General features: G+C 72.9%; 16 protein-coding genes. 9 read left to right on the forward strand and 7 right to left on the reverse strand.

All coding sequences use genetic code 11. The annotated features are described in order from the left end of the window. The 6 genes from NX794_RS05950 to NX794_RS05975 all read left to right on the forward strand — a co-directional run bounded on the left by NX794_RS05950 (position 1) and on the right by NX794_RS05975 (position 5,955). Entirely contained in the window at positions 1-312 is a 312-nt protein-coding gene (locus NX794_RS05950) for an urease subunit beta (RefSeq protein WP_258777128.1), read from the forward strand. Next, complete coding sequence (locus NX794_RS05955) at positions 305-2,026, forward strand: urease subunit alpha (RefSeq protein ID WP_258777129.1); 1,722 nt, start codon at positions 305-307, stop codon at positions 2,024-2,026. The genes NX794_RS05950 and NX794_RS05955 overlap by 8 nt, the downstream gene beginning before the upstream one ends. A gap of 11 nt (positions 2,027-2,037) precedes the next feature. Beyond that, positions 2,038-2,712, forward strand: coding sequence for an urease accessory protein UreF (locus NX794_RS05960; RefSeq protein ID WP_258777130.1), 675 nt, complete (start codon positions 2,038-2,040; stop codon positions 2,710-2,712). A 76-nt stretch (positions 2,713-2,788) separates the two neighbouring features. Further along, positions 2,789-3,463 carry an urease accessory protein UreG gene (gene ureG / locus NX794_RS05965; protein WP_258777131.1) on the forward strand — a complete coding sequence of 225 codons (675 nt, stop codon included), beginning with the start codon at positions 2,789-2,791 and terminating at the stop codon, positions 3,461-3,463. After that, the gene (locus NX794_RS05970) at positions 3,451-4,221 is read left to right on the forward strand and encodes an urease accessory protein UreD (protein WP_258777132.1); all 771 of its coding nucleotides are present in this window, start codon (positions 3,451-3,453) and stop codon (positions 4,219-4,221) included. The genes ureG and NX794_RS05970 overlap by 13 nt, the downstream gene beginning before the upstream one ends. 138 nt (positions 4,222-4,359) lie before the next feature. Further along, positions 4,360-5,955 (forward strand): alpha/beta hydrolase, encoded by a 1,596-nt coding sequence (locus NX794_RS05975; protein WP_258777133.1) that lies wholly within the window; start codon positions 4,360-4,362, stop codon positions 5,953-5,955. Positions 5,956-6,007: 52 nt separating this feature from the next. On the opposite strand, the gene NX794_RS05980 is transcribed toward NX794_RS05975, so the two are convergent. The 3 genes from NX794_RS05980 to NX794_RS05990 all read right to left on the reverse strand — a co-directional run bounded on the left by NX794_RS05980 (position 6,008) and on the right by NX794_RS05990 (position 8,565). After that, positions 6,008-7,021 carry an NAD-dependent epimerase/dehydratase family protein gene (locus NX794_RS05980; RefSeq protein ID WP_258777297.1) on the reverse strand — a complete coding sequence of 338 codons (1,014 nt, stop codon included), beginning with the start codon at positions 7,019-7,021 and terminating at the stop codon, positions 6,008-6,010. Between the two features lie 75 nt (positions 7,022-7,096). Continuing rightward, positions 7,097-7,822 (reverse strand): lysophospholipid acyltransferase family protein, encoded by a 726-nt coding sequence (locus tag NX794_RS05985; RefSeq protein ID WP_258777134.1) that lies wholly within the window; start codon positions 7,820-7,822, stop codon positions 7,097-7,099. Positions 7,823-7,941: 119 nt separating this feature from the next. Further along, positions 7,942-8,565: a TetR/AcrR family transcriptional regulator gene (locus NX794_RS05990; RefSeq protein ID WP_258777135.1), complete on the reverse strand. Its 624-nt coding sequence runs from the start codon at positions 8,563-8,565 to the stop codon at positions 7,942-7,944. A 138-nt stretch (positions 8,566-8,703) separates the two neighbouring features. Here NX794_RS05990 and NX794_RS05995 point away from each other — a divergent pair, with 138 nt between their 5' ends. From NX794_RS05995 to NX794_RS06005, 3 genes are all read left to right on the forward strand, one after another. Next, a complete protein-coding gene (locus NX794_RS05995; RefSeq protein WP_258777136.1) occupies positions 8,704-9,282 on the forward strand; it encodes a hypothetical protein in 579 nt (192 codons plus the stop codon). Positions 9,283-9,340: 58 nt separating this feature from the next. Further along, on the forward strand, positions 9,341-9,742 hold the full coding sequence (locus NX794_RS06000; RefSeq protein ID WP_258777137.1) for a DUF6153 family protein: 402 nt from the start codon (positions 9,341-9,343) through the stop codon (positions 9,740-9,742). A 112-nt stretch (positions 9,743-9,854) separates the two neighbouring features. Next, positions 9,855-10,475 carry a DUF305 domain-containing protein gene (locus NX794_RS06005; RefSeq protein ID WP_258777138.1) on the forward strand — a complete coding sequence of 207 codons (621 nt, stop codon included), beginning with the start codon at positions 9,855-9,857 and terminating at the stop codon, positions 10,473-10,475. 44 nt (positions 10,476-10,519) lie between these two features. Here the strand turns inward: NX794_RS06005 and rocD are convergent, their stop codons facing one another. The 4 genes from rocD to NX794_RS06025 all read right to left on the reverse strand — a co-directional run bounded on the left by rocD (position 10,520) and on the right by NX794_RS06025 (position 13,425). Beyond that, positions 10,520-11,737 (reverse strand): ornithine--oxo-acid transaminase, encoded by a 1,218-nt coding sequence (gene rocD / locus NX794_RS06010; RefSeq protein WP_258777139.1) that lies wholly within the window; start codon positions 11,735-11,737, stop codon positions 10,520-10,522. After that, positions 11,734-12,546 (reverse strand): dimethylargininase, encoded by an 813-nt coding sequence (gene ddaH / locus NX794_RS06015; RefSeq protein WP_258777140.1) that lies wholly within the window; start codon positions 12,544-12,546, stop codon positions 11,734-11,736. Before ddaH ends, rocD begins: the two co-directional genes overlap by 4 nt. A 153-nt stretch (positions 12,547-12,699) precedes the next feature. Further along, the gene (locus NX794_RS06020; RefSeq protein ID WP_258777141.1) at positions 12,700-13,185 is read right to left on the reverse strand and encodes an Lrp/AsnC family transcriptional regulator; all 486 of its coding nucleotides are present in this window, start codon (positions 13,183-13,185) and stop codon (positions 12,700-12,702) included. A gap of 36 nt (positions 13,186-13,221) precedes the next feature. After that, the gene (locus tag NX794_RS06025; RefSeq protein WP_258777304.1) at positions 13,222-13,425 is read right to left on the reverse strand and encodes a hypothetical protein; all 204 of its coding nucleotides are present in this window, start codon (positions 13,423-13,425) and stop codon (positions 13,222-13,224) included. Positions 13,426-13,522: the final 97 nt, after the last annotated feature.

A 13,522-nucleotide genomic window follows, 5' to 3' on the forward strand; every position in this document is an offset into this window, starting at 1 on the left:
ATGATTCCCGGAGAGATCCTGCTCGCGGACGACCCCGTCCGCGTCAACGAGGGCCGCGAGACCGTCCGCCTCACCGTCCTCAACGCCGCCGACCGGCCCGTCCAGGTCGGCTCCCACTACCACTTCGCCGAGGCCAACCCCGGCCTGGAGTTCGACCGCGCCGCCGCCCGCGGCACCCGGCTGAACGTCGCCGCCGGCACCGCCGTGCGCTTCGAGCCCGGCATCCCCGTCGAGGTCGAACTGGTGCCGCTGACCGGCGCCCGGATCGTGCCGGGGCTGCGCGGGGAGACCGGAGGCGCCCTCGATGCCTGAGATCTCCCGCGCCGCCTACGCCGACCTGTTCGGCCCCACCACCGGCGACCGGATCCGGCTCGCCGACACCGAGCTGCTGATCGAGATCGAGGAGGACCGCTGCGGCGGCCCCGGAAACGCCGGGGACGAGGCGGTCTTCGGCGGCGGCAAGGTCATCCGCGAGTCCATGGGCCAGTCCCGGGCCACCCGCGCCGAGGGCACCCCGGACACCGTGATCACCGGTGCCGTCGTCGTCGACCACTGGGGTGTGATCAAGGCCGACGTCGGCATCCGCGACGGCCGGATCACCGCGCTCGGCAAGGCCGGCAACCCCGACACCATGGACGGCGTCCACCCGGACCTGGTCATCGGTCCCGAGACCGAGATCATCGCCGGCAACGGACGCATCCTGACCGCCGGCGCCATCGACGCGCACGTCCACTTCATCTGCCCCCAGGTCGCCGACGAGGCGCTCGCGTCCGGCATCACCACCCTGGTCGGCGGCGGCACCGGCCCCGCCGAGGGCTCCAAGGCGACCACCGTGACGCCCGGCCCCTGGCACCTGGCCCGCATGCTGGAGGCGATGGAGGCCTACCCGGTCAACGTCGGCTTCCTCGGCAAGGGCAACACTGTCAGCCACGAGGCGATGCTCTCCCAGATCCGGGGCGGCGCCGTCGGCCTGAAGCTGCACGAGGACTGGGGCTCCACCCCGGCCGTCATCGACGCCGCGCTCACCGTCGCCGACCGCACCGGCATCCAGGTCGCCATCCACACCGACACCCTCAACGAGGCCGGATTCGTCGGCGACACCCTCGCCGCGATCGGCGGCCGGGGCATCCACTCGTACCACACCGAGGGTGCCGGCGGCGGGCACGCGCCGGACATCATGACCGTGGTCTCCCGGCCGAACGTGCTGCCCAGCTCCACCAACCCGACCCGGCCGTTCACCGTCAACACCGCCGAGGAACACCTCGACATGCTGATGGTGTGCCACCACCTCAACGCGGCCGTCCCCGAGGACCTCGCGTTCGCCGAGTCCCGGATCCGGCCCTCCACCATCGGCGCGGAGGACATCCTCCACGATCTCGGCGCCATCTCGATCATCTCCTCCGACTCCCAGGCCATGGGCCGCGTCGGCGAGGTGATCCTGCGCACCTGGCAGACCGCCCATGTGATGAAGGGCCGCCGGGGCGCCCTGCCGGGCGACGGACGCGCCGACAACCACCGGGTGCGCCGCTATGTCGCCAAGTACACGATCAACCCGGCGCTCGCCCAGGGTCTCGCGACCGAGATCGGCTCCGTCGAGACCGGCAAGCTCGCCGACCTCGTGCTGTGGGAGCCCGCGTTCTTCGGGGTCAAGCCGCTGCTCGTGATCAAGGGCGGCCAGATCGCCTACGCGCAGATGGGCGACGCCAACGCCTCCATCCCCACCCCGCAGCCGATCCTGCCGCGCCCGATGTACGGCGCCATCGGCCGGGCCCCGGCCGCCAACTCCGTCAACTTCGTCTCCGCCCTGGCGATCGAGGACGGGCTGCCGGAACGGCTGCGGCTCGGCAAGCGTTTCACGGCGATCGACTCCACGCGCGCGGTCACCAAGGCCGACATGCGGGAGAACGACGCCCTGCCGGACGTCCGGATCGACCCCGACAGCTTCGCCGTGCACATCGACGGCGAACTGGTCGAGGCCACTCCGGCGGCCGAACTGCCCATGGCCCAGCGCTACTTCCTCTTCTGAGGGGCGGCTCTATGTCACGGGCGGCACTCCTCGTCCTGGCCGACGGCCGCTTCCCGGCCGGGGGGCACGCGCACTCCGGCGGGGCCGAGGCCGCGGTCAAGGCCGGCCGCGTCACCTGCGCCGCGAGCCTGGAGGACTTCTGCCGGGGGCGGGCGCACACCGCCGGGCTGGTCGCGGGCGCGCTCGCGGCAGCCGCCGTACTCGGCATGGACGCGGCGGAGTTGGACGCGGCGGCCGACGCGCGCACCCCCTCGCCGGCGCTGCGGGCCGCCGCGCGGCGGCTCGGGCGGCAACTGCTGCGGGCCGCGCGGGCGAGCTGGCCCTCGGACGAACTCGACGCCCTGGCAGGCGCGTTCCCCAAGGGGGCGCACCAGCCCGTGGTGCTCGGACTCGCCGCCCGCGCGGCCGGCCTGGGGCCCGAGGACGCGGCCTACTGCGCGGCGTACGAGAGCGTGAGCGGGCCGGCGACGGCGACCGTACGGCTGCTCAGCCTCGACCCGTTCGACGCGACCGGCGTACTGGCGCGGCTGGCACCGGAGCTGGACCGCGTCGCGGACTCGGCGGTGGAGGCGGCGCGCCGGGCCGTCACCGAGGGCGTCGACGCGCTGCCCGCCGCGTCGGGACCGCTGCTGGAGGTCGGCGCCGAGTGGCACGCCGCCTGGCCGGTACGGCTCTTCGCGTCCTGACACCCCGTCCCGGGGGCCTCGCCACCCCGAACCCCCTCGACAACCGATCCGGTCTCTCGAACCACAGGAGCCGTCCATGCATCTCGACCACAGCCACCACGCTCCCGCCGTCGGCGCCGACGCGCACCGGCCCGACGGCACCCGCCGCGCCCTGCGGATCGGGCTCGGCGGGCCCGTCGGATCCGGTAAGACCGCCACCGTCGCCGCGCTGTGCCGGCAACTGCGGCAGGAGTTGTCGCTGGCGGTCGTCACCAACGACATCTACACCCGCGAGGACGCCGAGTTCCTGCTGCGGGAGGCCGTGCTGCCGCCCGAGCGGATCACCGCCGTGGAGACCGGCGCCTGCCCGCACACCGCGATCCGCGACGACATCTCCGCCAACCTGGAGGCCGTCGAGGACCTGGAGGACGCGGTCGGCCCGCTGGATCTGATCCTGGTCGAGTCCGGCGGTGACAACCTGACCGCGACCTTCTCCAAGGGGCTGGTGGACGCGCAGGTCTTCGTGATCGACGTGGCCGGCGGCGACGACATCCCGCGCAAGGGCGGCCCCGGCGTCACCACCGCCGACCTGCTCGTCGTCAACAAGACCGACCTCGCCCCGTACGTCGGCTCCGACCTCGCCCGGATGGCCGCCGACGCCAAGGCGCAGCGGGCCGAACTCCCGGTGGTCTTCCAGTCGTTGCGCGGCGAGACCGGGGTCGCCGACGTGGCCGCCTGGGTCCGGGAGCGGCTCGCCGCGTGGACGGCGTGACCGGCACCCGGGTCCGCGCCGAGGCCCGGATCGTCGCCCGCGCCGACGGCCGGGGCGGCACCGCCCTGCCGGTGCTGGACGGTGAGGGCCCGCTCGCCCTGCGCCGCACCCGGGCACAGGGCACGGAGGCGCGGGTCATGGTGGTCGGCGCGATGAGCGCCCCGCTCGGCGGCGACCACCTCACGCTGAGCGCGCGGGTGGAGGAGGGTGCCCGGCTGCACGTCGGTTCGGCCGCCGCCACCCTCGCCCTGCCGGGCCAGACCAAGGCCGAGGCCCACTACGACGTGCGGCTCGACGTCGCCGACGGCGGCGAGCTGCACTGGCTGCCCGAACAGCTCATCTCGGCGAACGGCAGCGACCTGCGTGTCAGCACGCGGGCCGAACTCGGCGCCGGGGCACGGCTGGTGCTGCGCGAGGAGCAGGTGCTCGGGCGGGCCGGGGAGGAACCGGGGCGGCTCGTCAGCCGGTTGACCGTACGGATCGCCGGCCGCGCCGTGCTGGACCAGCAGGTCTCCTGCGGGCCCGGAGCACCGGGCGGCTGGGACGGGCCCGCCGTACTCGCCGGGCACCGAGCCGTCGGCCAACTCGTCCTCGCAGGACCCGAGTTCGCCGACCGGCCGGCCGACGCGCGGATGCTGGGGGAGTGCGCCGCGCTGGTGCCGCTCGCCGGGCCCGCCGTCCTGGTCAGCGCGGTCGCTCCGGACGCGCTGCGACTGCGCCGGCTGCTGGACGAGGCGGCGGCGTTGCTCGCCCGCTGAGGACCGCCCCGCTCAGCGGGACGTGATCATCCGGTTATCGGATTGGTAAAGAAGGGTGGCTGCCCCTGTTCTCAGGAGGCTCACAGCCGAGAGGATCCCCGTCTGACCACTCGCAGCGAAGTACGGGGAGGGGCCCCCTTGAGGGAGAACAGACCGAAGAGCCGTCTGCTGGCGCTCGGTTCGGCCGGAGCACTCGTCACCGCCACCCTGGTCGCCGGGGTCGTGACCGCGCCCACCGCCGGTGCCGCGTCCCGGCCCGGCCAGGACCGAGAGGCTCACGGCGCCGCGATCGCCGCCGCCCGCGCCGCCAAGGCCGGGATCGACTGGCAGGACTGCCCGGCCGACTGGGGGCTCGCCAAGCCCATCCAGTGCGGCTGGGTCAGCGTGCCGCTCGACTACGCGCACCCCTACGGCAAGCAGATCAAGCTCGCCGTGGACCGCATCGGCAGCACCGGCACCAAGGAAGAGCGCCAGGGCGCGCTCGTGTACAACCCCGGCGGCCCCGGCGGCTCCGGACTGCGCTTCCCCACCCGGGTCACCAACAAGAACCCGCTGTGGACGAACGTCTCCAAGGCCTACGACTTCGTCGGCTTCGACCCGCGCGGCGTCGGCCACTCGGCGCCGATCTCCTGTGTCGACCCGCAGGAGTTCGTCAAGGCGCCCAAGGCCGACCCGGTGCCGGATTCCGAGACCGACAAGCGCGCCCAGCGCAAGCTGGCCCGCGAGTACGCCGAGGGCTGCGGCGAGCGCAGCGGCGCCATGCTGCCGCACCTGACCACGCCGAACACCGCCCGCGACCTGGACGTCATCCGGGCCGCGCTGGGCGAGAAGAAGCTCAACTACCTCGGTGTCTCCTACGGCACCTACCTCGGCGCGGTCTACGGCACCCTCTTCCCGGGGCACCTGCGCCGCATGATCGTGGACAGCGTCGTCGACCCGTCCCGCGAGAACATCTGGTACGAGGCCAACCTCAACCAGGACATCGCCTTCGAGGGCCGCTGGAAGGACTGGGAGGACTGGGTCGCCGCCAACGACGCCGCCTTCCACCTCGGCACCACCCGCGACGCCGTCCAGGCCAAGTGGCTGAAGCTGCGCGCCACCGCGAAGAAGAGCCCGCTCGGCGGGGTCGTCGGCCCGGCCGAGCTGATCTCCTTCTTCCAGAACGCGCCGTACTACGACTCCTCGTGGGTGCCGGTCGCCACCGCGTTCAGCAAGTACGTCGCCGGTGACACCCAGGCGCTGATCGACGCCGCCGCCCCGGACCTGTCGGACACCGCGGGCAACATAGCCGCGGAGAACAGCAACGCGGTCTACACGGCCGTCGAGTGCGCCGACGCCAAGTGGCCCACCAGCTGGCGGAAGTGGGACCGGGACAACACCCGGCTCAACAAGAAGTACCCGTTCATGACCTGGGCCAACGCCTGGATGAACCTGCCCTGCGCCACCTGGCCGGCCAAGCAGCAGCGCCCGATCGAGGTCAAGACGCACCAGGGGCTCCCGAAGGTCCTGATCGTGCAGTCCACCAACGACGCCGCCACCCCGTACCCCGGTGCCGTCGAACTGCACCAGCGCTTCAAGGGTTCCCGCCTGATCACCGAGAAGGGCGCGGGCTCGCACGGCGTCACCGGCCTGGTGAACCCGTGCATCAACCAGCGCGTCGACGCCTACCTGCTCAAGGGCACGGTCGACGCCAAGGACGTGACCTGCGCGCCGCACGCCACGCCCAAGCCGTAGTCACCGCCTGACGGCGAGTGAGGGGCGGCCGGTTCTCCCGGCCGCCCCTCACTCATGCCCCCGGCCAGGCGTCCTCCGCCGCGTAGTCGAAGAGATCGCCGTAGGCCTGGGCGACCTTCGGGTAGGCGGCACGCCAGTCCCGTCCGGCCAGCCGCCGTTCGATCCCGGCCACCGTCTCAGGCAGCGACTCCGCGTACCCGACCACCGGCCGGTACCCCAACTCGCGCTCCGCCGCCGTCATGTCGGCCACCACCGAGTGCGGCACCGCCCACGGGCTGTCGCCCACGCCCGGTGCCGGGGGCGGCCCGTCCACCAGGACCGTCTCGTTCTCGGCGCCCATCACGGCGTCGATCGCCGCGCCGATCCCGGCGACCGTGGGCGCCTCGGCGTCGCAGGCGTTCAGGACCCGCGAGCCGGGCCGCGCCGCCGCCAGCCGGATCAGCTCCGCGAGGTTGTGCGCGCTCGCCGGATGGAACCGGCTCGCACCGCCGTACGCCAGCACCCGCCGGCCGCGCCGGTCCAGGTTCCGCTTGACGAAGTACAGCTCCCGCGGCACCCGGCTGTGCGGCCCGTGGACCGCGCCCGCCCGCAGCAGCGTGGCCGGCAACCGCTCGCCCGCCGCGAGGAGTTCACGCTCCAGCGCGGCCTTGCGGGTGCTGTACGTGCGCTCGCCGGGCGCCACCGTCCGCTGGGTCTCCGGCAGCGGCACCGGGTAGACGGGGAAGCCGTCCGGCCGGTCCTGGGTGTCGAAGCCGCAGCCCCGCGCGTCCTCGTACACCGACACACTGGAGACCACCACGGCCGAACCGATCCGGTCCGCCAGCGAGGTCAACTGCCGGGCGTGCGAGGCGTCGTAGGCCACGATGTCCACCAGCACGTCACAGCCTTCGCCGACCACCTCCGCCAGCGCCGCCCCGTCGGCCCGGTCCAGCCGTACCGCCCGCACCTCCCCGGGCCACTCCTCCGCCCGGCCGCCGCTCTGCGAGGCGGCTGTCACCTGCCAGCCGTCCCGCGCCAGCGCGGCCACCGCCGGCCGCCCGATCTGTCCCGTCGCCCCGATCACCACAGCCTGTCCCATGCCGCGACCGTACGACCGCCCGCGCGCGCCCCGCCACGCCGTTCTGCCGACGGCAGAGGGGCGTCAGCCGATCGGCGCTCGCGGGAATCTGCGCTCCTTCGCGCCCGTCTCCGCCGCCCGGCGCTCCTTGACGACGGCCGCGTACTCGTCGACGTACTCCTGCTCGGAGAGGGTCAGGATCGCGTACATGATCTCGTCGGTGACCGCCCGCAGGACCGCCTTCTCGTCCTCCAGGCCGGCGAAGCGGGAGAAGTCGAGCGCTTTGCCGAAGCGGATGGTGACCGGCCGGACGCGCGGGAGCCTCCGGCCGGGAGGCTGCGCCTCGAAGGTGCCGATCATCGCGCAGGGCACCACCGGGACGCCCGCCTTCAGCGCCATCACGGCGACGCCGACCTTGCCCTTGTAGAGCCGGCCGTCGTGCGACCGGGTGCCCTCGGGGTAGATGCCGAGCAGTTCGCCCCTGGCCAGCACCCCGAGCCCCTCGCGGACCGCGGCCTGCCCGGCCTCCCGGCCCGAGCGGTCCACCGGGATCTGCCCGGCGCTGCGGAAGAAGAAGGCGGTCAGCCGGCCCTTGACGCCGGGCCCGGTGAAGTACTCGGCCTTGGCGAGGAAGGTGATACGGCGCTTCAGGATCGCCGGCATCAGGAAGTGGTCGGAGAAGGAGAGGTGGTTGCCGGCGACGATCGCGGGACCGTCGGCGGGGACGTTCCCCCGCCCCTCGATCCGCGGCCGGAAGAACAGTCTCAGCAGGGGGCCCAGCAACACGTACTTGAGCAGGTGGTAGAACACGGCTCACTCCTCAGTCTGACAGCTCCGCGTGGAACCGGTGTCTTCCCGGGGCGTTCCAGGGATCACGGGCACGGTGCCGATGTGCTCCTGCCGTCATCTGTAGCCATGTTCGAGTGGTGTCATGCGGGCGGGACGACGGGGGAGTCCGGTTCCGGCGCCGCTGCGGTGCCCGTGTTCAAGAGGCCTTCCACGCCCCGCAGGAACGTCTCGCAGATCAGCGTCGGGTCGAAAAGGCAGCCGGCCGCCATGGCCCCGTCCCGGAGCATGACGAAGTGCCGGCCCGCGGCGTCGGCGGGAGCACAGCCGGCGTCTTCCAACAGCCGTGTGGCGGTTTCCAGGAACCACTGCCGATGGGCCAGCACGGCCTGGTGCACCGGGTGTGCCGGATCGGGGTATTCGGCCGCCGCGTTCAGGAAGGCGCAGCCGCGGAACCCGGAGGACTGGATCCCCTCGGCGATGCCCCGGCTCACGGCCCGGACCGTGTCGGCCGCCGACAGGCCCTGTGCCCGGACGGCGGCCACCTGCCCCCGGATGCCGTGATCGGCCTGCTGGAGATAGGAAAGGATCAGCTCCTCCTTTCCCTTGAAATGCCGGTACAGGGTGGCGCGCGTGACCTGGGCCTCCGCGATGATCCGGTCCACCCCGACCGAGTGGATCCCCTCGGCGTAGAAGATCCGGGTCGCCGTGTCGAGCAGCCGCGCCCGTGCCTCGGACGTGCTCGTGCCGTCTGTGCCCGTAGTCATGCGTCCACGGTATCAGCGGTGAGGGAGAACGTTCGGTCTTGACAGCGCGGACGGGTGGCTCTTTAGTGTGGGAGGTAGACCGAACGTTCTCCCTCCTCGCTCCCGCTTCCCGCCACACCCCCGCCGAAAGGACTTCCCATGAACTCCTCCATCGCCGCTCCGGCCCGCGCCGTGGCCGACACGGCGGCGCTGCGCCGTCTGTACCTCCTGCGCTTCGCGTTCGCCGCGGTGTGGGCCGTCCTCCTGTTCGCCTCCGCTGACACCCTGGGCCCCCTGAGCGGCACACTGCTGGTGGTCTATCCCGCGTTCGACGTGGCGTGCGCGGTCGTCGACATCCGGACCGCCAGGGCGAACCGCGGACCCGTGCGCGGCCTCTACACGAACATCGTGCTCAGTACCCTCACCGCCGCGGGTCTCGTCGCCGCCGCCACCTCGGGCATCCCGGCCGTCCTCAGGGTCTGGGGCGCTTGGGCCGTCACCGCGGGACTCGTCCAACTGATCGTCGGCGTCCTGCGGCGCGGGATGGCAGGCCAGTGGCCGGTGATCGCCGGCGGCGCCCTCTCCACCCTCGCGGGAACCTCCTTCATCGTCCAGGCAGGAAAGGGTGACGCGTCCTTGAGCACCCTGGCGGGCTACGCCTTCCTGGGCGGTGTCTTCTTCCTGGTCTCCGCGCTCCGCCTCGGGCAGGCCGACAGGGCCGGCCGACTCGCCCACTGAGCGGCGCGACGGCGGGCCCCGGCCGTCCGCCCTCGCCCGCCCCCGTACGATGACCCCGATGCGCAGCACCGGACAGCACCCTCAGCGACCGCCCGGCGGGCGGTACCGGGCGCTGTCCGTGCTCGTGTTGCTGGTCGGCCTGCTCGGGATGCACGGCCTCGCCCCCGGCGGCGCGGCGGAGCACACGACACACGTCCGGAACGCCCACGCGACCGTGGCGTTCGACGCCATGGACGACTGCCCCGGCGGGGACGGCCACTGCGGCGGGAACCGGATGCACCACGCCGACCCGACCTGCGCCTCGGGCGCCGTGAACGGCGGGCCCGAGCTGCCCGCCCTCACCCCCGACCGGGTCACCGCGCCGCCGTCGGCGGGCACCCTGTGCCCCCGTACGGCCGCCACCCCCGACGGCGCCCGCGCGCCGCCCTCCCTGGCCGAACTCCAACTCCTGCGGATCTAGAGGCACCCGGCGACCGCACACTGCCGCGGCCGTCCGCCGACCCGTGCCCGGAACACGTCTGCCCGGCGCACGTGGGCCCGAAGAACCCCCTTCACACAGCAGGAGTTCCCGCATGACCCCCCGTACTCTGACGCGCCGTGCCGCCCTCGTCGCGGTCGCCGCCACCGCCGCGCTCACCCTCGCCGCCTGCGGCGGGGACGGCGGCGACAAGGACAAGGCCGGACACGGCGGCCACGCCGCCCCCGGTGCCACGGCCGCCGCTCACAACGCCCAGGACGTGGCCTTCGCCCAGGGCATGATCCCGCACCACCAGCAGGCCCTGGAGATGGCGAAGCTGGCCGACGGCCGCGCCTCATCGGACCGGGTGAGGGATCTCGCCGACCGCATCGAGAAGGCGCAGGGCCCCGAGATCCGCACGATGACCGGCTGGCTCAAGGCCTGGGGCGAGCAGGTCCCGACGGCCGGCATGGACCACTCGTCCCACGGCGGCATGACCGGCATGTCCGGGATGATGGGCGACGACGACATGGCCGCCCTGAAGAAGGCGCGGGGCAAGGACTTCGACACCCGGTTCCTGTCCCTGATGGTCCGGCACCACCAGGGCGCCGTCGAGATGGCCGGCACCGAGAAGGCCAAGGGCGCCTACGGGCCCGCCGAGCGCACGGCCGACGCCGTCATCACCGGCCAGAGTGCCGAGATCAAGGAGATGCGGCAGCTCCTCGGCACGAGCTGAGCACCGGGGCGGGGGCCGGCGCACCGGCCCCCGCCCGTCGCGGCTCAGACCAGCACCTTCTCCAGCGCGGCCAGGGCGGAGCGCAGCTCCTGCGCCGTGATGGTCAGCGGCGGCGCCAGCCGGATCGTGGAGCCGTGGGTGTCCTTGGCCAGGACGCCCTCGCGCATCAGCCGTTCGCTGATCTCCCGGCCGCTGCCGATCGCCGGATCGACGTCGACGCCCGCCCACAGACCCCGCGCGCGGAAGCCGAGCACACCCTTGCCGACCAGCTCGGTCAGCCCGTCCCGCAGGATCACGCCCAGCTCGGCGGCCCGCCGCTGGAACTCACCGGTCTCCAGCAGCTCGACCACGGCCGTGCCGACCGCCGCCGCGAGCGGGTTGCCGCCGAACGTCGAGCCGTGCTCACCCGGGTGCAGCACGCCCAGCACCTCACGTCGTCCCACCACCGCCGACACCGGCACGATGCCGCCGCCGAGCGCCTTGCCGAGCAGCAGCACGTCCGGGACGACGCCCTCGTGCTCGACGGCGAGGGTACGGCCGGTGCGCCCGAGGCCCGACTGGATCTCGTCCGCGACGAACAGACAGCCCGCACGGCGGGTCAGCTCCCGGACCCCGGTCAGATAGCCCTCGTCCGGGATGATCACCCCGGCCTCGCCCTGGATCGGCTCGATCAGCACCGCGGCCGTCGTCTCGTCGACCGCCGCCTCCAGCGCGGCCAGGTCGTTGTACGGCACCACCCTGAACCCCGGGGTGAAGGGGCCGAAGCCCGCCCGTGCCGTCTCGTCGGTGGAGAAGCCGACGATCGTCGTCGTACGGCCGTGGAAGTTCTCCGCCGCGACCACGATCGTCGCCCGGTCGGCCGGCACGCCCTTGACGTCGTACGCCCACTTGCGGGCCACCTTGATGCCGCTCTCCACCGCCTCGGCGCCGGTGTTCATCGGCAGCACCATGTCCTGGCCGGTCAGCGCGGCGAGCCGCGCCGCGAACCCGGCGAGCCGGTCGTGGTGGAAGGCCCGGGAGGTCAGCGTGAGCTGGTCGAGCTGGCGGTGCGCGGCCTCGACCAGTGCCGGGTGCCGGTGGCCGAAGTTGAGCGCGGAGTAGCCGGCCAGCATGTCGAGGTAGCGGTTGCCCTCGACGTCCTCCACCCAGGTGCCCTCCGCGCGGGCCACCACCACCGGCAGCGGGTGGTAGTTGTGCGCCAGGACGGGCTCCTCCGCCCGGATCAGGTCGGCGGACGTACGCGTGCGGGCGGGTGCGGTCATGAGCGGATCTCCTGAGTGCAGCACTTGATGCCGCCGCCGGCCTTGTGGAACTCCGAGAGGTCGACGGGGACGGGGTCGTAACCGTGGTCGGCCAGGCGCTCGGCCAGCGCCTCGGCGCGCGGCGCGATGAAGACGTGCCGGCCGTCGGACACCGAGTTCAGGCCGAACGCCAGCGCGTCCTCCCGGCCGGCGAGCACCGCGTCCGGGTACAGCCGCCGCAGCACCTCCCGGCTGCCCGCCGAGAAGGCCTCCGGGTAGTAGCAGACGTTGTCGTCGTCCAGCACGAACAGCGCGGTGTCCAGGTGGTAGAAGTACGGGTCCACCAGGGTCAGGCCGATCACCGGGTGACCGAGGAACTCCTGCGCCTCGCGGTGCGCCTCGCGGGTGGTGCGGAACCCGGTGCCCGCGAGCACGTAGCGGCCCGTCCACACCAGGTCGCCCTCGCCCTCGGAGACCGACAGCGGGCGGTGCACGTCGTACCCGGCCGCCTTGAACCAGGTGTCGTAGTGCGTCGACTCCGGACGCCGCTCGGGCGCGTGGAAGAACGAGCCGAAGACCCGGCCGCCGACCACGAACGCCGCGTTGGCGGCGAAGACCATGTCCGGCAGGCCGGGCACCGGCTCGACGGACTCGACGGTATGACCATGCGCCCGGTAGGCGCGGAGCAGGCCCTGCCACTGTTCGCGGGCGAGATCCGCGTCGACCGGCTGGTCGGGGCGCATCCAGGGATTGATCGCGTACTGCACGGCGAAGTGCCTGGGTTCGCAGACGAGGAATCGCCGAGAGCGCGGCACACGGTGTTCGGACACAGAGGGTTCCCTCCGCTTTCCTGTGTGTCACTGAGCGGTGACTCCACGGTAGAAAGCAGTGCACGCGTCGGACAAGAACGATCAGGTGCGTGCATGTGCAGTATTACTGCGTCTTCCGGGGAGCACACGCAGGAGTGCTGCGCATGGCGGCGCTCATTCCGGCGCGGGCTGGGTCGCGCCGGCCTCCGGGCTCTCGGGCAGCAGGTGGGACAGCACCATCACGCTGATCGTCTTGCGAATAAACGGTTCTGCACGGATGCGCTCCAGCACCTCCTCGAAGTGCTCCACATCCCGCGCCCGCAGGTGCAGCAGGGCGTCCGCGCCGCCGGTCACCGTCATGGCCGCCGCGATCTCCGGATGGTTGCGGACGACCTCGGCCAGCCGCCGGGGCGGGGCCGCGCCCTCGCAGTACACCTCGACGTACGCCTCGGTGCGCCAGCCCAGCGCGGAGGGCCGTACGGTCGCCGTGAACCCGGTGATCACCCCGGTCTCCCGCAGCCGGTCCACCCGCCGCTTCACCGCGGTCGCGGACAGCCCGATCGCGGCGCCGATCTCGGCGAAACTGGTGCGGGCGTTCGCCATCAGCGCGGTGACGATACGGCGGTCCAACTCGTCGAACGAGGGCGTCCTGCTGTTCATGCGGGCACTGTAGTCAGCGCCGGTCCGCCCGGCGTCTCAGGACTGCGTGACGACCATGGCGAGGGTCAGCAGACCCAGTACGACCCAGCCGAACCACAGCCAGCCGTTGCTGCCGAGCGCGACCGTGTAGGCGGTCACCACGACGAGCCCGCCGACCGTGAGTGCCCCCATCGCCTTGGCGGAGCCGTTCGTGGAACCGGGCATGGAGCCGTTCGTGGAGCCGTTCGTGGATCTGGGCATCGCGACACCCTCCTCGTGGTCCGTCCCCCCATGGTGCCCCGGTTCCGGCCCGGAGGGGATGGCTCCGCCGACACCGGGCCGGCCGGTGACGGTTGTC

Origin of the sequence: Streptomyces pyxinicus (assembly GCF_024753135.1) — a bacterium.
GTDB lineage: Bacteria > Actinomycetota > Actinomycetes > Streptomycetales > Streptomycetaceae > Streptomyces > Streptomyces pyxinicus.

What these genes read in the sequence shown, in the direction of transcription:
- NX794_RS05950 (WP_258777128.1), top strand. Translation starts at nt 1, where the DNA reads ATGATTCCCGGAGAGATCCTGCTCGCGGACGACCCCGTCCGCGTCAAC.
- NX794_RS05955 (WP_258777129.1), top strand. Translation starts at nt 305, where the DNA reads ATGCCTGAGATCTCCCGCGCCGCCTACGCCGACCTGTTCGGCCCCACC.
- NX794_RS05960 (WP_258777130.1), top strand. Translation starts at nt 2,038, where the DNA reads ATGTCACGGGCGGCACTCCTCGTCCTGGCCGACGGCCGCTTCCCGGCC.
- ureG (WP_258777131.1), top strand. Translation starts at nt 2,789, where the DNA reads ATGCATCTCGACCACAGCCACCACGCTCCCGCCGTCGGCGCCGACGCG.
- NX794_RS05990 (WP_258777135.1), bottom strand. Translation starts at nt 8,565, where the DNA reads ATGACTACGGGCACAGACGGCACGAGCACGTCCGAGGCACGGGCGCGG.
- NX794_RS05995 (WP_258777136.1), top strand. Translation starts at nt 8,704, where the DNA reads ATGAACTCCTCCATCGCCGCTCCGGCCCGCGCCGTGGCCGACACGGCG.
- NX794_RS06000 (WP_258777137.1), top strand. Translation starts at nt 9,341, where the DNA reads ATGCGCAGCACCGGACAGCACCCTCAGCGACCGCCCGGCGGGCGGTAC.
- NX794_RS06005 (WP_258777138.1), top strand. Translation starts at nt 9,855, where the DNA reads ATGACCCCCCGTACTCTGACGCGCCGTGCCGCCCTCGTCGCGGTCGCC.
- rocD (WP_258777139.1), bottom strand. Translation starts at nt 11,737, where the DNA reads ATGACCGCACCCGCCCGCACGCGTACGTCCGCCGACCTGATCCGGGCG.
- NX794_RS06020 (WP_258777141.1), bottom strand. Translation starts at nt 13,185, where the DNA reads ATGAACAGCAGGACGCCCTCGTTCGACGAGTTGGACCGCCGTATCGTC.
- NX794_RS06025 (WP_258777304.1), bottom strand. Translation starts at nt 13,425, where the DNA reads ATGCCCAGATCCACGAACGGCTCCACGAACGGCTCCATGCCCGGTTCC.